The sequence below is a fragment of the Streptomyces sp. R-74717 genome, assembly GCF_047305335.1.
GTDB lineage: Bacteria > Actinomycetota > Actinomycetes > Streptomycetales > Streptomycetaceae > Streptomyces > Streptomyces atratus.
The window spans coordinates 8288248-8309752 of the sequence record NZ_CP102361.1; the positions used below are offsets into that span (position 1 = coordinate 8288248).

At 73.0% G+C, this 21505-nt stretch carries 9 protein-coding genes; all 9 read left to right on the top strand.

What is annotated here, in order from left to right; translation table 11 throughout:
• The first annotated feature begins 327 nt into the window (after window positions 1-327).
• The 9 genes from NRF20_RS38115 (at window position 328) to NRF20_RS38155 (ending at window position 21480) form a co-directional block, all read left to right on the top strand.
• Entirely contained in the window at window positions 328-705 is a 378-nt protein-coding gene (locus tag NRF20_RS38115) for an MbtH family protein (RefSeq protein ID WP_398630847.1), read from the top strand.
• A 121-nt stretch (window positions 706-826) separates the two neighbouring features.
• Window positions 827-2407, top strand: a complete 1581-nt coding sequence (locus NRF20_RS38120) for a DUF885 family protein (protein ID WP_413754047.1) — start codon at window positions 827-829, stop codon at window positions 2405-2407.
• Between the two features lie 9 nt (window positions 2408-2416).
• Entirely contained in the window at window positions 2417-3262 is an 846-nt protein-coding gene (locus NRF20_RS38125) for a formylglycine-generating enzyme family protein (RefSeq protein WP_266363839.1), read from the top strand.
• Complete coding sequence (sbnA, locus tag NRF20_RS38130) at window positions 3246-4247, top strand: 2,3-diaminopropionate biosynthesis protein SbnA (RefSeq protein WP_398630849.1); 1002 nt, start codon at window positions 3246-3248, stop codon at window positions 4245-4247. Before NRF20_RS38125 ends, sbnA begins: the two co-directional genes overlap by 17 nt.
• A 2-nt stretch (window positions 4248-4249) precedes the next feature.
• On the top strand, window positions 4250-5434 hold the full coding sequence (locus NRF20_RS38135; RefSeq protein WP_398630850.1) for a cytochrome P450: 1185 nt from the start codon (window positions 4250-4252) through the stop codon (window positions 5432-5434).
• Complete coding sequence (locus tag NRF20_RS38140) at window positions 5431-11796, top strand: amino acid adenylation domain-containing protein (protein WP_413754048.1); 6366 nt, start codon at window positions 5431-5433, stop codon at window positions 11794-11796. Before NRF20_RS38135 ends, NRF20_RS38140 begins: the two co-directional genes overlap by 4 nt.
• A 2-nt stretch (window positions 11797-11798) precedes the next feature.
• A complete protein-coding gene (locus NRF20_RS38145; RefSeq protein WP_413754049.1) occupies window positions 11799-14870 on the top strand; it encodes an amino acid adenylation domain-containing protein in 3072 nt (1023 codons plus the stop codon).
• A gap of 5 nt (window positions 14871-14875) precedes the next feature.
• Window positions 14876-15139 (top strand): phosphopantetheine-binding protein, encoded by a 264-nt coding sequence (locus NRF20_RS38150; RefSeq protein WP_398630853.1) that lies wholly within the window; start codon window positions 14876-14878, stop codon window positions 15137-15139.
• Window positions 15136-21480: an amino acid adenylation domain-containing protein gene (locus tag NRF20_RS38155; RefSeq protein WP_413754050.1), complete on the top strand. Its 6345-nt coding sequence runs from the start codon at window positions 15136-15138 to the stop codon at window positions 21478-21480. Before NRF20_RS38150 ends, NRF20_RS38155 begins: the two co-directional genes overlap by 4 nt.
• Window positions 21481-21505 lie beyond the last annotated feature (25 nt).

Consider the following 21505-nt stretch of genomic DNA (forward strand, 5'->3'; position numbering starts at 1 on the left):
TTCGACTTACGGAGCGCTTCCGCAGGGGTCCGAGGATTCCCAGGTCCGGCCATATGGTCAAGGGCGATTGCATGAGGCCTGCGGTTGACCACCTCGTCTCACCCGCCCCGACAACGACCGTTGCTGTCTTGTTCATTGGGTGTGTGGGCAGTCGCGGTTTCTTGACACTCTTAATCGGCCTGACCTAGCTTGAATCCAGCCGAACTGCGGAGAATGCATTTCCGGACCGCCCGGATGGGCGGCAGTTTAAGATCCAGCAGTGACTCTTGCCGATAGTGCATCCCGCCTTTCTCCAATCGGGAACGACTGTATGGGACCTCTAATCTGATGTTCGACGACGAGAACGCCCAATACCTAGTGGTGGTAAACGGCGAGGAACAGTACTCGATTTGGCCGGCGGTCCGTGATCTGCCGGACGGCTGGACGGCGGTGGGCGGCCCCCGCCCTCGCAAGGAATGCCTCGACCACATCGAACGGGTATGGACCGACATGCGCCCGAAGAGCGTGCGCGAGGCCCTCGACAATGCCGGATCTCTAATCTCACAGGGAAGTCGAATGGTACTTTCACAGCTGGTGGACGCCGACGAACTGAAGGCCATGTCCCCGGAGGAGCTTCGCAATATGTTGGCCAGCCTTGACGACGACGTGATCTACGGCGAGGACGGCGACGTTATCGAGCCTAATCCGGGTACTGAAACGGCCTAGCCGGACGAATCCGTCCCGCATTCCGTGAACGGGTATTTCGCGTTCATTCCCGCGCGCCGTTGGCTCGCTGCTCTCTGAGAAAAGTGAAATGACGTCTGCTGCCCTGAGTCCCGTTTCCGCTGTGGTCGACTACGTTTTCGAGCGATATCCGCAGGCCGGCAGGCGGGCGGGCTGTCACGACTTCGATGCCCGGCTGCCTGACGTCGCGCCCGACGCTCCGTCCGATGTGGACGGTCTGCTGACTGCGGTCTGCGCGCAGCTCGACGCCCTGCCCGAGGACGCGGACCCGGAGGTGCGGGCGGACCTCGGCACGGCGATGCGGGTACTCACCGACGAGCGGTTCCGCATCGCCGAGCTCGGCCGGTCCCACCGCGGGCCCGACCTGTGGCTTGCCGAGACCGACGTGCACATCTACCTGCGCGGCGCGTACGCACCACTTGACGAGCGCGTCACGGCGTTGTCACGTCATCTCGCGCAGCTGCCGGACTTCCTCGCCGCCGCGGCGAAGACATTCGGCAGCACTCTGCCGGCGGGCGAGCGCATCAGTGGCATCGAGAACGCCAGGGCCCGCGCGGTGTCCGTTCCGAACGTCGTCGCCCAGCTCGTCGCGCTGCGGCCGGAAGCGGCCGACAGCTCTCTCATGGGGCTGGCCGAATCGGCAAGCGCCGCGTTCGCAGGCTTTGCGGACGCGGTCGCGGCCACCGAGCCGGCACGTGCGATCTTCGGTCCCGACCTGCTCGCCGCCTACCTTGAGGCGGCCGAGGGGGTCGACACGCCGGTGGACGAGCTGCTCGCCGAGGCCGAGGCCGAGGTGCAGCACCTGGTCGCCCGCCTCGACGCGCTTGCCGCGCAACTGGGCGTGCGCAGCCGGCAGGAGGCGTACGAACTGCTGAGCGCACAGCTCCCGGCCGGATCGGTGGTCACCGCACTGTCGGGGATGATCGAGCGGCTGCGGGAGTTCTGGGCCGAGCAGGACGTCGTCACCCTCACCAGCCGGCACGGTCTCGACATCCGGCCGGCCCGCGACGCGTCGACCTCCGCGGCGGTCGTCTTCGACAACGCCGGAGCGCTCGAGACGGTGCCGCAGCCGCACGTGCTGCACGTCCCCGAGCCGCGCGACCCCGCCGTACTCCGCGACTACCTCAACGAGCCGATGCTCGAGATGATCGCCGTGCACGAGGTCGTCCCCGGCCACTACCTGCACCATGAGGCCACCCCCGAGCACGCCGGCATGATCCGCAGGTGCGTGCCGTGGTTCCCCGGGACCACCGAAGGATGGGCCCACTACACCGAAGAGCTGGCGATCGAGCGCGGCCTTGCCGAGGGCCGCCCGCTCGTCGAGGTCGCCGCCCTGCGCCACGCGCTGGAGGCTGCCACCCGCCTGCTGGTGTTCCTCTCCGTCCACTCGGGACGGAGAAAGTTCGGCGCTGCCGCTGCTGAGGCCGCCACGCTGTGCGCGTGGTCGCCCGAGCGCGCCGGCCGCGAGGTGCTGGCCGTGGTCGCCAACCCGGCCGGCGCCATGTACACGCTCGGCAAACTGCACATCCGACGGTGGCGCGAGCTGGCCGGTGTACGCGGCTCGGCCGCCGACCTGAAGGCCTTCCACGACCGGCTGCTGCGCTGTGGCAGCGCGCCGCTGTCCACCGTATGGCGCTACTACCTCGACGGCCGGCACGTTCCGACCGCATCCACAACGACGTAAGGAGAATCCGTGACCGAGGTGACGGCCGAAGTGATCCCCGCCGAAGCATTCCCCGCGGACTACTGGGCCACCATCCCCGGCGGCCCCTTCACCATGGGCTCCGACGAGCTGCGGCAGGACGGCAAGCCACGGGCGGCCGCGCCCGAGCACCAGGTCGACGTGGCCGAGTTCCGCATGGCCAAGTACCCGGTCACCGTCGCGGACTTCCGCCGCTTCGTCGAGGCGACCGGCCACGTGACCAGCGCGGAGAAGAAGGGCAAGAGCTGGGTGTGGATCGGTGACCCCGCCGTCGTCGTCCCCGACCAGGACTACCTGTGGAAGGACATCGACGGCGCGACCTGGCGCACCCCGCGCGGCGCGGACTCCACCGTGGAGGGCAAGGACGACCACCCGGTCACCCACGTCAGCTCCTACGACTGCCTCGCCTACTGCGAGTGGTCCGGCACCCGGCTGCCCACCGAGGCCGAGTGGGAGAAGGCCGCGCGCGGCACCGACGGCCGCGCCTACCCGTGGGGCAACGAAGAGCCCACCGCCGAGCACTGCAACCACACCATGAACGTCGCCGACACCACCCCCGTCGACGCCTACCCGAAGGCGGCCGGCCCGTACGGCGTCGTAGACCTCGCCGGCAACGTGTGGGAGCTCACCGCCAGCGCCTTCCACCACTACCCGTTCGACGAGAACAAGCCGGGGCGTGTCATCAAGACGAAGGCGGGCTCGATCGAGCTCGGCGTGATTCGCGGCGGCTCGTTCTACAACAACTGCGACCCCCGTGGCTGCCTGGCGTGGGTGCGGATCTACAACCTGCCCGACTACAGCTGCTACGACATGGGCTTCCGTGTCTGCGCACGTTGACCAAGGGCGGATAGACAGGCAGTTGCTCGACCGGGTGGACGCGCTCCTGGGCGCCCTGCCCAGGACCCGGGTCGTGCGGCTGCCTCACCCGGGCATCCGGCTCTACGCCAAGATGGAGTCGGAGAACCGGACGGGGAGTGCGAAGGACCGAGCCGCGATCTGGATCCTCCGTGAGGCGGTGCGGCGCGGCGAGATCACCCGGACCACCACGGTGGTCGAGTCGTCCTCCGGAAACTTCGCACTCGCCCTCGCATCGTTTCTGAACGAGCTGGACGTGCCGTTCGTGCCGGTGCTGGACCCGAACGTGAACGCGGCCACCGAGCGGACGCTGCGGCGGCTGTGCGCGCGGGTGGAGAAGGTCACCGAGACGGACGGCACCGGCGGCTACCTGCTGAGCCGGCTCGCGCGGGTCGCCGAGCTGCGCACGGAGCTGTCGGACGTGTACTGGCCGAACCAGTACTCCAATCCGGACGGCGCGCGCGGCCACTACGAGCTGACCGCGCGGGAACTGCTCGACGACGTCGGCCGGATCGACTACCTCTTCGTGGGGGTCGGCACCGGCGCGACGATCAACGGGCTCTCGCGCCGGCTCGGCGAGGAACACCCGGAGGCCGCCGTGGTCGCCGTCGATGTCGAGGGCTCGGCGATCTTCGGCGCCCCGCCGGCCCGCCGGCGCATCCCGGGCATCGGCTCCAGCATCCGTCCGCCGCTCATCGACGACGCCTGGATCAGAAAGGTGGTCGTGCTGTCCGAGCGGGACGAGGTGGCCGGCTGCCGGTCCCTGCTGCGTGACCACGGGATCTACGCGGGCGGCTCCACCGGCTGCGTCTACGCCGCGATCACCCGTCACTTCGACGGGCACACAGGCCCGGAGCCGGTGGTGGCGTTCCTGTGCGCCGACAGCGGCGAACCGTACGCCGACACGGTCTACGCGAACGACTGGGTCGCCGAACACCTCACACCGGTCGCAACCGAGGGAGCATGAGCGTGACGACGAGCGTGTGGACGCCGCCGCCCGCCGACGAGGCCGAGCTGACCGACTGGCTGCGCGCCCGCGACCCGGTCACCCGGGCCCCGGGTGCCGGAGGCTGGCACGTCTTCGGCTACCCGGAGGTCAAGGAGGTGCTCGCCAACCACGGCGCCTTCTCCAACGCCGTGGTGCGGCCGGTGCCCGATGACTCACCGATGCGCCTGTATCGCACGGGCAACCTCACCTGGATGGACCCGCCCCGGCACCGGAACCTGCGGGGCCTGGTGAGCCAGGCCTTCACCCCCCGCTGGGTCGCCGGGCTCGAACCGATGATCCGCGAGACCGTCGAGACCTTCCTCGCCGGCCTGCGGGGCCGGGCCGAGGCGGACTATGTGCGGGAGTTCGCCTCACCGGTCGTGGCCACGGTCATCGCCCGGATGCTCGGCATTCCCGACAAGGGGCAGCAGCTGTTCCAGGAGTGGTCGAGGAGCCTCCTGGCGCTCGCCGACCCGAGCGCCGAGGGCAACGGCTTGCAGAAGGTGTTCACCCTGACCCAGGTCGCCGAGGCGTACCTGCACCGGTTCATCGCCAAGCGGCGCGCCGCTCCCACCGACGACCTGACCAGCAAGCTCATTGCGGCCGAGATCGACGGCGAGGGCCTCGGCGACGACGAGACAGCCGGGCTGGTCGCGCTGCTGATGTCCACCGGGCAGGCCGCGACCATCACCCTCGTGAACGCGATGATCGTCCTTGGTCGCCACCCGGAGGCCGTCGCCGAGCTGCGGGCCCGGCCCGAACTCCTGGACTCGGCCATCGACGAGGTCATGCGGTACCGCTCGGAGACCACCCGGGTGGAACGAAAGACCATCCGGGATGTCGTGATCGGTGGGCACGAGATCCCCGCCGGGCAGTCGGTGTCGGTGTGGATCGCAGCCGCCAATCGCGACCCGCGGGTCTTCGACGACCCGCACGTGTTCGACATCGAGCGCTCGCACAACCCACACATCGCCTTCGGCCACGGCATCCACTACTGCCTGGGCGCTCCGCTGGCGCGCCTGGAGATCCGCATCGCCTTGCGTGAACTGCTCGACTCCACCCTGGACTTCGCGATCGACCCGGCCGGCACCCGCCTGCTCGACCCGCGGCTCATGTTCGGCGCGAGTGAGGCGACCGTCCGGTTCACATGGAAGGGAAAGCAATGACCGGGTTCGTCCCGGGCGGGCTGATCGCACGGCTCGCCGAACACGCGCAGGACTCGTCCGAGAAGCCGGCGCTGTCGATCGCGTCAGTCGGCGGCGGCCCGCGAGCCGATCTGACCTACGGGCAGCTGTGGGGCCGGTCGCAGGCCGTGGCCCGCGCCCTTACCGAGCGGGTGCGGCCCGGCGCGCGCGTGCTGCTGCTGTTCCCGACCGCGCCGGAGTTCGCCCCCGCCTTCCTCGGCTGCCTCGCGGCCGGCGTGATCGCCGTGCCCGTGCCGCTGCCGATGGACGAGAGCGCGCGGCGGCGGGTGCTGAACGTGGCCCGGGACTGCGACGTATCGCTCGTCGTGTCCCTGTCGTTCGTTCGGGACCTGGCCGCCGCCGGCGAGGACCCGGAGCTGCGCGCGTTCGCCGCAGCCCACGACTGGCTGCTCGCCGACCTGATCGAGCCCTTCACCGCTGACGACGGCACGGACCTGCCGCTCGCGGCCGCCGACGACGTCGCCTTTCTCCAGTACACCTCCGGCTCCACCAGCACGCCCCGCGGCGTCGTCGTGACCCACGGTGCGCTGATGCACAACGAGGCTGCCATCCAGCGGTCGTTCGGCGTCACGGCGGACTCCACGATCGTCAGCTGGCTGCCCCTCCACCACGACATGGGCCTCATCGGCGCGATGCTGCAGCCCCTGTACACCGGTGCCAAGGGCGTCATCCTCGACCCGCTGTCGTTCATCCGGCGCCCGGCGAGCTGGCTGGAGACCATCAGCGAGGAGGGCGCCGACATCAGCGGCGGCCCCAACTTCGCCTACGACCTGTGCGTGCGCAAGGTGACCGAGGAGGAGAAGGCGGGACTCGACCTGTCCGGCTGGCGCGTCGCGTTCAACGGCGCGGCTCAGGTCTACCCCCGCACCCTGCGGGCCTTCACCGAGACCTTCCGCGACACCGGCTTCCGGCCCGAGGCGCATCTGCCCTGCTACGGCCTCGCCGAGGCGACCCTGCTCGTCACGACCGTCGCACCCACCGCCTCCCGGACCTTCGACGACGGCCGGGAGCTGACCGCCTACCGGCTGCCCGACCACGCCGACGTGCGGGTGCTCGACCGTGACGGCGACACCGAAGTCGACACCGGGCAGGTCGGCGAGATCGCTGTCGCGGGCGGCAGCAATGGCGCCGGCTACTGGGGCGGGCAGACCTTCGGGACGTTCCTGCGCACCGGCGACCTCGGCTTCCGCGACGGCGACGAGCTGTTCGTGGTGGGCCGTGCCAAGGACCTTGTCGTCCAGCGTGGCCGCAACGTCTATCCCGAGGACCTGGAGGCCGACGCCGGCACCTGCCACCCGGAGGTCCGGCCCGGCCGGTGCGCCGTCTTCGGCATCGAGCACGACGACGACGAAGCGGTCGTGGTGTGCCAGGAGGTGGGCGCACACACCCCGCCCGAGCGGTACTCCGAGATCGCCGCGAGGGTGCGGGCCACGCTGTCGCGCGTCCACGGTGTCACTGCCCGCACCGTCCTGATCGTGCCGCCCGGCACCATCACCAAGACCTCCAGCGGCAAGGTCCAGCGCTACGCAGCCCGCCGCCGGTACCTCGACGGCGACCTGCCCGTCCTCCTCGACGACACGCTGAGCGGGCGCACCTCCTCGCTCACGGACCTGCTGACGGGCCACTCCCTGACGGACGCGCTGCGCCTTCACATCGAGGCCCTGCTCGGCCTGCCCGAGCCGCCGTCGGCCGACGCCTCCCTCGCCGACCTCGGCGCCGACTCGCTGACCGCGGTGCGGCTGCGCCACAACCTGGAGGAGGCACTCGGGGTCGAGCTGGCGCCCACCGCGGCCCTGCGGGCAGAATCGATTGCCGAGCTCGCCGCCGCGGCGACCACGGCCGCCCCGACCGCGCCGGCCGCTCCCGTCGCCGCCCCGACCGGCGGCTACGTGCTCAACCCCGCCCAGCGCGCCCTGTGGTTCCTGCACCGGGCCGTGCCGGACAGCGGCGACTACAACGTGACGCGCGCGTTCCGTGTCACCGGGACCGTCGACCCCGACGCCTTCCACGCCGCACTTCAAGCCGTGGCCGCCCGCCACCCGAGCCTGCGCGTGGCGATCACCACGCGCGACGGCGCCCCGCACGCCGAGGTGCGCGACACGACCGCCCCCGACGTCGAGGTCACCGACGGACGCGCCTGGCCCGCCGAGCGGGTGGCCGCCTGGTACCGCGACGTCGCGACCGGCCCGTTCGACCTCGGCTCCGGTACCCCGCTGCGGGCCGCACTGCTGCGTCGCGAGACCGACTGGCTGTTCGCGTTGTCCCTGCACCACATCGTGTGCGACGTGTCATCCTTCGCGATCGTCGTGGCCGACCTGGCCGCCGAACTGCGTGGCGAGCAGGCGGCCCCCCGCCCGGTGCCCGCCCCGGCCGCGCCCCGCGACCACGGTGACTTCTGGCAGGCCGAACTCGACGGCGAACTGCCCACCCTCACCCTGCCCGACCTCGGCCTGCCCGATGCCGGCGCGCCCCGCGAGTCCCTGGCCTTCCAGGTGCCTGGCGCCCCGCTGGCCGGGTACGCCCGCGAGCACGGGCTGACCCTGCACAACCTGCTGCTCGCCGCCTACCAGGTGCTGCTGCACCGGCTGTCGGGCCAGTCCGATCTGATCGTCGGCGTGCCCACCGCGGGCCGCACCGACCGGTCCCTGGCCGAGTGGGTCGGCTACCTCGTCAACGTGGTGCCGGTGCGCTCCGCCTACCGCCCCGAGGTGCCGTTCGCCGAGTTCGCCGCTGCCACCCACCGCCACGTCCTCGACGTGCTGGACCACGCGGACACGCCGTTGTCCGACATCGTGCGGCTGGTCAACCCCGACCGCGACACCGCGACGGCCACGATCTTCCAGGCCATGTTCACCTGCTACACGGCGTCCCTGCCCGGCGCGGCCGGCATCGTGACCGGGGACGAGCACGCCGAGCTGCCGGCGGGCGCCGTCACCCTGCACGGTCACTCGGTCCCCGACCACACCACACAGTCCGACCTCGGCCTGAACGTGGCGATCCGCGACGACGTGCTGGACTTCCAGCTCCAGTACGACTCCGCCACGGTCTCCCGCGACCGGGCCGAGCTGGTGGCCCGCACCCTGCCGGTGCTGCTCGCCGGGATCGGCGCCGGGACGACCGGCCCACTGCCGCTGCTGGCCGAGGACGAAGCCGCCGCGCTGGTCGCCCGGGGGACCGGCCCCGACGTGCCGCGCCCGGAGAACTACCTCGACTCCTTCGAACGCTGGGTCGACCGCGCCCCCGACAGCGTCGCGGTCGACGACGGCCGGGTCCAGCTGACCTACGCGGAGCTGGACGCCCGCGCCAACCACGTGGCCGAGCGGCTGCGGGCCGCCGGCGTGGCCACGGACCGCACCGTCGTGATGAGCGCGGACCGGTCCGCCGACTACCTGGTGGCGCTGGTGGGCCTGCACAAGGCCGACGGCGCCTACGTGCCCATCAGCCCCCGCGAGGCGCCCCGGCGCGCCGAGGCGATGGTCGACGCGGTCGGGCCGGCCGCGATCATCGCCGGCCCCTCGGGCCGCCACCTGTTCGGCGACCGCGAGGTGTTCGACCTCGCCGAGCTGGTCTCGGGTGCCACCGACGCCCGGCCGCCGCGGCTCTGCCACGACCACGCCACCTCGACGATCATCCACACCTCCGGCTCCACCGGTGTTCCCAAGGCCGCCGTCTCCACCAACTACGGCGTCACGAACCACATGTGGCAGATGGCCGAGCACTTCGGGCTCACCGAGCACGACTGCGTGGCCCAGACCGCCCCGGTCTCCTTCGACATCTCCGTGTGGCAGCTGCTGACCCCGCTGATGACCGGTGGCCGGGTGCGGATCGTGCCCGAGCCGGACTCGCAGTCGCCCGCGAGTCTGCTGAAGGCCGTCGTCGACGGCGGCGTGACCATGCTGGAACTGGTGCCGTCCAACATCGTGGCGCTGCTCGACGCCGGCTTCGCCGCGACCCCGGGCGCGCTGCGGGTGATGCTGTCCACGGGCGAGACCCTCACCCACGACGTGCTGCGGCGCTGCGTACGGGAGCTGCCCGGCATCCCCGTGCACAACGCCTACGGTCCGGCCGAGTGCACCGACGACGTCACCGCGGGGCTGTGCGCAACCGGACCCGATGCGCCGATGACCACCGCGGTCGGCCGGCCGCTCGCCAACACCACCGTGCACGTCCTCGACGAGCACCTGCGGCCGGTGCCGCCCGGTGTGGTCGGCCTGCTGCACGTCGGCGGCGGCGCGGTCGGCCGCGGCTACCGGGGCAACCCGAGGCGGACCGCCGAGATGTTCGTGCCGGACCCGTACGCGGCCACCCCCGGTGGGCGGCTCTACCGCACCGGCGATCTCGGCCGCGTCAACGCCGACGGCGACCTGGAGTTCCTGGGGCGCGCCGACACCCAGATCAAGATCCGCGGCCAGCGGATCGAGGTCGGCGAGGTCGAGGCCGCGCTGCGCCGGTGCCCCGGCGTCTTCGAGGCCGCGGTGAAGGTCCACCACGGGCCGGCGGGTGCCTCGCTCGTCGGGTACGTGTCCCGCCCCGGTGGGCCGGAGGGCCCGGCGGCGGTGCTCGACCTCGGCGAGGACGAGCGGTTCCGCGCCGTCCTCGCCGACCTGCTGCCCCGGCACATGATCCCGACAATCATCGCCGAACTCGGCCGGCTGCCCCGGTCCAAGAACGGGAAGGTGGACTACCGGTCGCTGTCTTTCACGACGCCGGCGGCCACCCAGGCCACGGCCGAGTTGGACGACCCGCTCGCCGCGACCGTCCGGACCCTGTGGGCGGACCTGCTGGAGCTCGACACGATCGGCTGGGACGACAGCTTCTTCCAGCTCGGCGGCCACTCCCTGCTCGCGCTTGCCATGATCGACCGGGTCAACGCGCTGCTCGACGTGCGGCTGGTGGTCGACGTCGTGTTCGCCAACCCCCGGCTGCGTGACTTCGTCGGCGCCGTGCGCGCGGCCGATCCCGCGACCGCCGGCCGGGTGCCGGACCGGACCCCCGCCGACCCGGCCCGGCCGGTCCCCGCCAGCGCCGCACAGCAGCGCTTCTGGTTCCTGCGCGAGATCGACCCCGATTCCCCGACGTACAACATGCCCGGGGTGCTGCGGCTGCGCGGCGACCTGGACGAGGAGGCACTGGAGGCGGCGCTGCGCGAGACCCTGGCCGCGCACCCCGTGCTGCTGGCCCGGTTCGCCACCGACGGCGGCGAACTCACCTGGGCCGCCCGCCCGGCCGAGGAGTTCGACCTCGCCCGCCTGGACCTGCGCGGCCCGGTGGCCGAGTTGGGCGACGCGGTCTTCGACCGACTGGTCGAGGACGAGGCCGCAGTCGTCACCGACCTGCGCCGGGAGCTGCCGTTCCGCGCGCTGCTGGCGCGGCTCGGGGAACGGGACTGGGGTCTGTTCATCACCATCGACCACATCGTGTGCGACGGCTGGTCCGTCACGGTGTTCCTGCGCGAGCTGGCCGACCGCTACAACCGGCGGACGCCCCCGGCGGCCGACTACGGGTTCGCGGACTACTGCCACGACGAACGGGCCTGGTGGGACCGGCGCGACCGCAGCGAGACCGCGGCCCTGTGGCGGGACGTGGCGGGCCGCCCGGCCCGGCGGTCGGCGCTGCCGGACCGGGCCGTGCCGGCCGCGCCGGGCGAGGAGGCGTCGGCCAAGCACACCGACGCGTTCGACGCCGGTCTCGCCGCCGCGGTGCGCGACCTTGCCGGCCGCACCGGCACCACCCCCTACATGGTGTTCGCGACCGCGCTGGCCGCGCTCACCCACAGCGGGGCGGCCGAGCGCGAGCAGATCATGCTCGGCACGCTGATCGCCCAGCGTGACCGGCCCGAGTGGCGGCGGGTCGTCGGCCCGCTCCTGAACGTCTCGGTGCTGGCCGTGGACCTGTCCCCGGCCGACTCCCCGGCCGAGGCGCTGGCCGCCGTCCGTGCGGGTGCCCTGCGGGCCTATCGGTCCGCGAACGTGCCCTTCCAGGAGCTGGCGCCGCTGCTCACCCCGGCCGTCGGCGGGGACGGGTCGCCGTTCGACGTGATGCTCGTGATGCAGCCGCCCTCCCGGCCCATCGAACTGACCGGGCTGGAGGCGGAGACGACCGACCTGGACATTGCCGCCGCCCCCTACCCGCTGCTGGTCGACATCGAGGAGCGGGACGGCGGCTACCGGGTGACCTACCGCTACCGGACCGGCCGGTTCGACGCGGCGGGCATCGAGGAGCTGGCCCGCCGGATGCGCGCCACGGTGCGTGCGCTGGTCGGTGCCGACGCCGCCTCCCTGGCCGAGCTGGTTCCCGTGAGTGACCTGGTGGAGAGGACCTGATCATGCCCGAACCGATCGTGAGCCCCGTGCTGGAACGGTTCTCCTCGTGCCGGCGGGAGCACCCCGACGCGCCCGCCGTGGTCGCCGACGGCGTCACCCACGGGTACGCGGAACTGGACGCGCTGGCCCGCCGGCACGCCGCGGCGCTGCGGGCGGCCGGCGCCGGCCGGGAGACCGTGGTGGCGCTGGTCGCCGACCGCGGCCCCGGCTACGTCGCCATGGTGCTCGGCGTGCTGCTCACCGGCGCGGCCTTCGTCCCGGTGGAGCCGAGCGTGCCGGTGCGGCGCGCCCGCCGGATGTGTGCCGACGCCGACGTGCGGGCCCTGCTCGTCGCGCCGGGGCACGAGGAGTTCGCCGCCCGGGTCGTGGCCGGGCTGGACCCGGCGCCGAGCGTGCTCGTCGCCGCCCCGGAGCCCGGGGAGCCGGGGCCGCAGCCGGCCTCGGACGTGGTACCGGACCGGCCGCGCGACGGCCTCGCGTACGTGATCTTCACGTCCGGGTCCACCGGCACCCCCAAGGGTGCGATGGTCGCCGACGGCGGCATGGACAACCACATGGCGGCCAAGATCGCGGACCTGGGGCTCGGACCCGCCGACGTCATCGGCCTCACCGCGCCGCTGTCCTTCGACATCTCGGTGTGGCAGACCCTCACCGCGCTCACCATCGGCGCCCGGACCGCGGTGGCCTCGCCCCGCAACATCGCCGAGCCCACCGAACTGGTGGCGTGGGTCCGCCGGCACGGGGTGACCGTGCTGGAGATCGTCCCGTCCTTCCTCGCCGTGCTCACCGCGCAGCTCGACGACGACCTGCGGGCCGGGCTGTCGTCGCTGCGGTACCTCGTCGCCACCGGGGAGGCGCTGCCCGGGGCGGTCGCCCAGCGCTGGTACGAGCACTGCCCGGACGTCCCGATCGTCAACGCCTACGGCCCGACCGAGTGCTCCGACGACGTCACCCACCACGTGGTGACCGCGGCCGAGAGCGCCGCCCGGCCATGGCCGTCGATCGGCCGGGAGATACTCAACACCCGCCTGTACGTGGTGGATGCGAAGGGCCGCGAGGTGCCGGCCGGCACCGAGGGCGAACTGCTGGTCGGCGGCGCCGGCGTCGGCCGCGGCTATATCGGCGACCCGGTGCGCACCGCGCTCACCTTCGTCCCGGACGCCCTGTCCGGCATGCCCGGCGCCCGGCTGTACCGCACCGCCGACCGGGTGAGCCGCACCGCCGACGGCACCATCGACTTCCACGGCCGCCGCGACCGCCAGGTCAAGATCCGCGGCCACCGGGTCGAGTTGGGCGACGTGGAGGCCGAGCTGCTGCGGGTGCCCGGGGTACGCTCGGCCGCCTGCGTGTTCACCGGCGGCCGGCTGCGGGCGTTCGTGACCCTCGACGCGCCGACCGACGTGGCCGCCGCCGTGCGCGCCGGCGCCCCGCACTACCTCGTCCCGCACGAGGTGACCGTGCTCGACCGACTGCCCGTCAACACCTCCGGAAAGACCGACCACAGGGCCCTGGAGGGCCTGTGCGCCGAGGACACGTCCGAGGACCCCGCCCCGGCCACCGCCCGGGCCGCCGACCTGGACGCGGTGCGCGACCTGGTCGCCGAGGCCCTCGGCGTGGCCGTGATCGGCCCGGACGACGACTTCTTCACCGCAGGCGGTGACTCGCTGCTGGCGATGACCCTGGTCGCCGGCGCCCGCGCCCGGTTCGGCGCGGAGGGCACGTCCCTGCGGGCGTTCTTGTCCCGGCCGACTCCGCGGGGTCTCCTCGCCGCGATCGAGGCCGCGGAACCCGTGGCCACCGCCGGGGAACCGCGCGCGACGGGCGCCCTGTCATCCGGGCAGGAGCGGCTGTGGTTCTTCGAGCAGCTGCACCGCCGAAAGGCGCCCAACCTGCTGATCCTCTCGCTCGACCTGTACGGCCCGCTCGATGAGGACGCGTTGCGGCACGCGCTGGCGGCGGTCGTCGCCCGGCACGAGCCGCTGCGCACCGTCTTCACCCAGGAGCGCGGCGTCCCGAAGGCCGCCGTATGGCCCAAGGCCGAGATCGCCCTGGAGACGGGCACCTCGGGCGAGTTCGAGATCTCCGCCCGCACCCTTGAACCGCCGCTCACCAAGGTCCGTTTGGAGCGGGTCGCCGACGACCACCACGTGCTCACCATCGCCCTGCACCACCTGGTCGCCGACGGCTGGTCCCTGGAGGTGCTCAAACGCGACATCGCCGAGCACTACGAGCGGGCACTGGCCGGCGACACCGAGGTGACGATGCCCCGCGCCTCGTTCTCCCACTACGTGGCCGCCGAACGGGAGTGGCTGGCGGGCCCGGACGCCGAGGAGTGCACGCGGTACTGGACCGGGCAACTGGCCGGCACGCCGGGGGCGATCGACCTGCCGCTCGACCGCCCTCGGCCGGCCAAGCCGGCCTTCGTGACCGACCACGTGGTCACTCTCCTCACGGCTGAGGAGACCAAGGCCCTCGCCGAGACCGCCCGGGCCCGCGGCGCGACTCCGTTCATGGCGGTACTCGCCGCCTCGTACGTCGTGCTGCGGGACGCGACCGCGACCCCCGATCTGGTGCTCGGCATCGACTCGGTGAACCGCTCGTGGCCCGGCAGCGAGGAGCTGATCGGCACGTTCGTCAACCAGCTGCCGGTCCGGCTTGCGCCCGGCGCCGCCCCGTCCTTCGGTGACCTGCTGGACCTGGCCCGGCGGCAGGTGCTCGGCGCGCAGGAACACGACCGGCTCCCGTTCCACAAGCTGGTCGCGGCGGTGAACCCGCCGCGCCAGGCGGGCCGGTTCCCGCTGTTCCAGGTGAAGGTCACCCATCAGGGCGCGTGGCGCACCGGGATGCGGCTCGGGGACCTTCGTGTCGTGCCGCGGGAGCTGGCGGACCCCGTGATGGACCTGGACTTGATGATCGACGTCTCCGGCGAGACCGACCGGCTGCGGCTGGAGGTCCTGTTCTGGCCGGAGACGCTCGACACCGCGACCGTCGCGACCTGGGCAAAGGCGCTGGCCGACGTGCTGCGCGCCGGCGCGGCCGACCCCGACGCGGTACTGACTTTCGGCGAAAGGTGATGAAGGTGTCGACACAGGATCAGGTCGCCGAGGTCTGGTGTGAGCTGCTGGAGCTGGACACGGTGGCCGTCGACCGGGACTTCTTCGAGCTGGGCGGCCACTCGATGCTGGCCGTGCAGGTGCTCTACCGGCTCACCGAGGTGACCGGTGTCGAGCTCGCGCTGGAGGACTTCTTCGAGCTGGGCACGGTCGAGGAGGTTGCCGCCGAGCTGGACCGCTTGCGGGCCGACCGCCCGGCCGCCGAGCCGGTGTTCGAGGGAGAGCTGTGAGCGCGCGGGAGGTGCTGCGTCGCCTGGACGACCTCGGAGTGGCCCTGACCCTCGACGACGGACGGCTCCGCTACCGCGGCCGGGGCGAGGAACTGCCGTCCGAGCTGCTGGCGGAGATGAAGCGGCACCGTGAGGACCTCGTCGGCCTGATCGGCCGGCGCGAGAGGCTGACATGGCCCCCGGCGCTCGGAGGGGACACCGGGCCGCTGACTGCCGCTCAGCGCTCGCTGTGGGCCACCTCGTACTTCGCCGAGGACGGCACCTACAACCTGTGCGGGGCGCTGCGCCTGCGCGGCCCGCTCGACCGGGACGCGTTCGTCACGGCGCTGCGGGACCTGCACGAGCGGCACCCCTCGCTGCGCACCGTCTTCCCGGTGACGGACGGCGAGCCGCGGCAGCGGATCCTGCCCTCGGTGGAACCCCCGCTGACGGTGGTCGACGCGGCCGGCATGGACGCGTGCCTGGCCGAGTGCGCGCGCCTCACCGACCTGCCGCTGGCCCTGGACACGGCCCCGCCGGTGCTGATGCGCCTGTTCCGGCTCGCGCCGCTGGACCATGTCTTCTTCTTCGTGCTGCACCACGTGATCGCCGACGGTGCGTCGTTCGGCCCGCTCCTGGACGACCTGGCGCGCTGCTACGGCAGCCGGGCCGCGGGGCAGCAGCCGCCGCCCTTCGGCGACGCCGTCCCCGTGGTCGACTTCGCCCGCTGGGAGGCCGACCGGGTCGCCCACGCCGATCTCGCCGCGGCCCGCCGGTACTGGCGGGAGCAGTTCGACGACGCGTCGCTGGGCGCGCTCCCGCTGCCCCCGCCGCTCGACGGCGCCGGCGGCGAGCGTGGCCACGCCCACCGCGTGGTCGTGCCCGCCGACACCACCGCCGCCGTGCGGCGGATCGCCGGGCAGGCTCGCGCCGGCGTCTTCACCGTGGTCTCCACCGCGGTCGCGGTCGCGCTGTCCCGCTACACCGGGCGCGAGGACCTGGTGGTCGGCATGCCGGTCTCCCGCCGCGACCGCACCGGCCTGGAACGGGTCGTCGGCCTGCTGCTCGACATGGTGCCGGTCCGGCTCGACGCCGGCCCCGCCCTTTTTGCCGAGCTGGTGCGCCGGACCCGGTCGGCGGTCCTGGGCGCCGTCCGCCACGCGCCCGTGCCCGAGGACGTCGCGGCCTCCCGCTCGGCGTTCAACGTCATCGTCACCGACCTCGGGGCCACGCTGCCCGCGCCCGACTTCCCCGGGCTGGCGATCGAGCATGTCGAAGTGGCGCAGGTCGGCGCCAAGTACGGCCTGAACTTCCTGGTCCGCGACGAGGGCGACACTCTTGCCCTGTACGTCGAGGCGGACCGCCGGGCCGTGGCCGACGCGGACGTCGAGGCCATCGCCGGCACCGTCCTCGATGTGCTGACGGCGGCCGGCGCCGACCCGGCCGCCCCGGTCACGACGCTCGCCGTCGGACCGTTCGGGGTGGCCGCCCCGGGCGCGGTCGCCGCGCCCGGTCGGATGCCGCGTGCCGACGAGTCGCTGACCGGTCGCCTGGCGGTGATGGCCCGTACGCGCCCGGACGCGGTCGCCGTCACCGCGCCCGAGGGTGTCCTGTCCTACGCGGACCTGTGGGCGCGGATCGAGGCGACCGCGGGGGCCCTGCGCGCTCGCGGGGTCGGGGCCGGGGACGTCGTGGCCATCTCGTTGCCGCGCGGGTTGGACCTCGTCGTCGCCATCATCGGGGTGATGGCCTCGGGCGGGGCGTGCCTGGTGCTGCACGAGTCCTGGCCGACGGCACGCGTGAGCGACATCCTCACCGACTCGGGCGCCCGGCTCACCATCACCGAGGACGACACGGTGCCCAGGGAGCGGGCCGGCCTCGCCGAACTCGTGGGCGCCCCGGTGAAGGCGCCGCTCGCCCAGGTGCCCGCGCACACCGCCGCGTACGTGATCTACACGTCCGGTTCCACCGGTCGGCCCAAGGGCGTGCGGGTCACCCACCACAACGTGCTGAGCCTGCTCGACGCGACCGCAGACGGCTACGGCCTCGGCCCCGATGACGTGTGGACCCTCTTCCACGCCTGCTCGTTCGACGTGTCGATGTACGAGATGTTCGGCTGTCTGGTGCACGGCGGGCGGCTCGTCGTGGTGCCGCGGCTGACCACGTGGGAGCCGGAGGAGTTCGCCGAGCTGTGCGCCCGCGAGCAGGTGACCGTGCTCAGCCAGACCCCGTCCGCGCTGACCGTGATGCTGCCCGCACTCGCCGCGCGGCCCGACGCCACCGAGCACATCCGGTACGTGCTGTTCGCGGGCGAGGCCCTGGACCGGCGGCTGGTCGAGCGCTGGTACGAGGAGATCGGGCACCGGACCCAGCTCGTCAACATGTACGGGATCACCGAGACGACGGTGCACGCGTCGTGGCGCCGGCTGCGGCCCGAGGACACCCGGACCGCGGAGTCCGACATCGGCACGCCGCTGCCCGGTACCGCGTTGCACGTGCTGCGCGACGACGGCACCCCGGTCGCCGACCGTTGCGTCGGCGAAATCTACGTCGGTGGCCCGCAGGTCAGCGACGGCTACCTCGGCCGGCCGCGCGAGACCGCGCTGCGGTTCCTGCCGGACCCCTTCAGCGAGATGCCGGGCGCCCGCATGTACCGCTCCGGCGACCTCGCCCGGCGCAACGGCACCACCCTGGCCTACCTCGGCCGCCGCGACCAGCAGGTGCAGGTCAACGGCTTCCGGGTGGAGCTCGCCGAGATCGAGGGGGCGCTCTCCGCCCGGCCCGGGGTCGCCGCGGCCGGCGCAGCCGTCACGACGGACAGCAGCGGCGCGCACCTCGTGGCCGCCGTCGTCCCCGAGGCCGGCGCCACGCCCGAGCCGGCGGAGCTGCTGGCGGCGGTGCGCTCGACGCTGCCCCGCTACATGGTGCCGCGCACCGTCGTGGTGGTCGACGACCTTCCTCTGACCAACAACGGAAAGCTCGACCGCGCGGCCGTGGTCGCCGTCGCGGCCGGGGGCACGACATCGGAGCCGGCGCCGACCGGGCGGGGCGCCGTCCCGTCCGGCGGGCGCGAGGCCCTGCTGCTGGAGGTGTTCCGCGAGGTGCTCGCGGACCCCGCCGCCGACACCGGCACCGACTTCTTCGACGCCGGCGGGGACTCCATGCGTGCGATCCGCGTGGTGAGTCTCGCCAAGGACCGGGGCCTGGGCCTGACCGTGCGGGACGTGTACGCCGCGCCGACGGTCGCCGCTCTCGCGCCGCGGGCGACCGAGGCCGGCGCCGACCGTGCCGTCCGCGAGCCGTTCGCGGGGCTGCCGGCCGGCGTCGCCTTCCCGCCGGACGTCGTCGACGCCTACCCGATGACCGCCCTGCAGTCCGGGATGATGTACCACCAGGAGATGGCGCCCGACGCCCGCGTCTACCACATCATGCTGAGCTACCGGGTGCGCGGCGTGCTGGACCCGGCCGCATTCCGCGCGGCCGCGCAGGCCGTCACCGACGCCCATCCGGTGCTGCGCACCAGCTTCGACTTCGCCAACGAGCTGGGCCCGGTGCAGCGGGTACACACCGGGGTCGCCGTGCCGATCACGTTCGAGGATCTGACCGGGCTCGACGCCGACGCCCAGGCGGAACGGATCCGGCAGGTCGTGGCGGGGGAGATCGCCGAGGACTTCGAGCTGTCCCGGCCGGCCCCGTTCCGGCTCGTGGCGCTCACCACGTCCGCGACCGACTACCAGCTGATCTTCACCCACCACCACGCCATCCTCGACGGCTGGTCGGTGAACGTCTTCTTCGAGGACCTGCACGCCCGGTACCGCGAGCTGCTCGACACGGGCACGGCGGCGCCGCAGCCGCGCCCGCGCACCACCCTCGGGGACTACGTGGCGCTGGAACAGGCGGCGCTCGCCGACGAGGAGCAGCGGAAGTTCTGGACCGAGCGCACCGCCGGCCCGGCCCGGCTGATCGCGCCGGAGCGGTCGGGCGCGCCCGTGATGCGGCAGTTCCACGTGGACCTTACGGGCCGGCTCGGTGCCCTGCGGGCCGTCGCCGCCCGGCTGGGCGTGCCGGTGAAGGCGCTGCTGTGCGCCGCGCACCTGCGGGTCGTGTCCTGGCTGACCGGCTCCGATGACGTGGCCACCAGCATGGTGTTCGCGTGCCGGCCCGAGGACTCCGACGCCGACCGCGTGCTCGGGCTCTTCCTCAACCAGCTTCCTCTGAGGGTCGCGCCGGGTGCGCGGTCGTGGGCGGAACTGGCGGTGCGCGTGCATGAGGAGGAACAGGAGATGATGCGGTACCGCTGGTACCCGAACGCGGCGATCCAGGCCGGGTACGGTGCGGCGCCGCTGTTCGACTCCGGCTTCAACTTCACGGACTACCACAACACCCGCCGGATGGTGGGTGCCGGCGGCCTGGAGCTGCTGGACGCGCAGGAGCTGGAGTCCACGCACTACGCCTACAGCTCGGCCTTCACCGTTGACGTCCGCACCCACGAGCTGCGGCTGTTGATGGAGTACGACGGGGCGGCGCTGCCGGAGAGCACGATGGCGCTGGCGGCGGACGTGCACCGCAGGGCGCTCGCCGCGATCGTCGAGGACGCCGAGCGGCCCTTCCGTGACACCCCGCTGCCCGGCATCGCCGACCTGGCCCGGCTCCTGGCGTCCGACCGGTCCGCCGACGCGGTCGGCGCGGCCCCGGCCCCGGCGACGGCCGCCGCGACCCCTGTGCGATCGGCCGCCGCGGGCGCGGCCCCGGCCCCGGCCCCTGGGCCGGCCGGTGCGGCCCTGGAGGCGAGCATCCGCGAGGTCTGGGCCGAGGTCCTGGGCATCACGGACCTCGACGCGGCGACGCCGTTCTTCGACGCGGGCGGCGACTCGCTCACCGCCATGCAGGTGGTCAGCCGGCTCCGGGCCCGCCACGGCACCCTGTCGATGCGCGCCTTCATGTCGGCGCCCACGATCGCGGGCCTGACGGACGCTCTCGCCGGTGCCACCGCGCCGGCGCCGCCGGCCGTGATGCCGACCGCGTCCGAGACGGTGGCCCGCTACCCGCTCTCCCACGCACAACGCCAGATGTGGGAGATCGCCGACCAGCTGCCCGGCGTCGGGCTGTTCGGCATGGCGGGCGCGCTGCGCGCCGACGGCCCGCTCGACATCACCCTTCTGGAACGGACCTTCGCCGAGCTGGTGACCCGGCACGAGGCGCTGCGCACCCGGATCGAGGCCACCGGCGACGGCCCCGTCCAGGTGGTCGAACCGCACGTCACGATCGCCGTCGACGTCGAGGACCTGACGGCCCATGAGCACCCGGCCCGTCACTGCGAGAAGCTCATGGCCGCCGCCGCGCGGGAGGAGCTGCCGCTCGACCAGGCGCCGCTCATGCGCGTCGCCGTGTACCGGCTCGCCGCCGACCGGCACGTCATCTTCCTGAACATCCACCACATCGTGTGCGACGGCTGGTCGCTCACGCTGCTGCTGTCCGACGCCACCCGGATCTACCGCGAGATCGCCGCCGACGGCGCACCCGCGCCCCGGCCGGTCCCACGCGGCAGCGGCTGGCTCGCCGAGGACCGGGCCGAATGGCTCACCACCGGCGAGGCGGCGCGGCAGCGGGAGTACTGGCTCGACCGGCTCACCCCACCGTGGTCCGCGCTCGCCGACACCCCTGGCAGCCGCTTCGCCGAGCTGGGCACGGCGTCGTTCGTGCAGCGCCTGCGGTCGGCGTCGACCAGGGCGACGCTCGCGGCCGACGACATGCGCGCGGTCCGAGCCGCGGCGCGCAAGCACGGCATGACCGACTTCATGCTTGTGCTCGGCGCGTACGCGGCGACGCTGCGGGCGTGGAGCGGCCAGGACGACATCCGGGTCGCCACCATGCTCGCCAACCGTGTCGAGCCGGGGCTGGACGAGGTCGTGGGGCTCGTCGCCAACACGGTCGTGCTGCGCATGCGGCTGGGCGACACCGGTCCGGTCGCGGTCAGCCGGCAGGCCCGCGAGGTCTGCGTCGCCGCGTTCGAGAACCAGGAGCTGCCGTTCGAGGACGTGCTCGCCGAGATCCGCGACCGGCACCCGGACGCGGGCCCCGTGTTCGAGGCGATGCTCGTCGCGCAGGAGGAGACCGCCACCGTCACACCCGACGAAGGCCTCGTCTTCGCGCCGTACCAGTCCGAACGCGACGTGCTCGGCGCCCGGGTCGTGGCCACCGCGTCCGACTTCGTCCTCGGTATCGCGCCCGTCGGCGGTGAGCTGCTGTTCGAGCTGCGCTACAAGCCTGCGACCACGTCGAAGGAGCTGGCCGCCGAGCTGCTCGCCGCGATCACGACCGCCGTACGGACCACCGCCACAGCCCTTCTGGAGGCCTCGTGACAACGTGCCCGGCTCACCGTCCGCG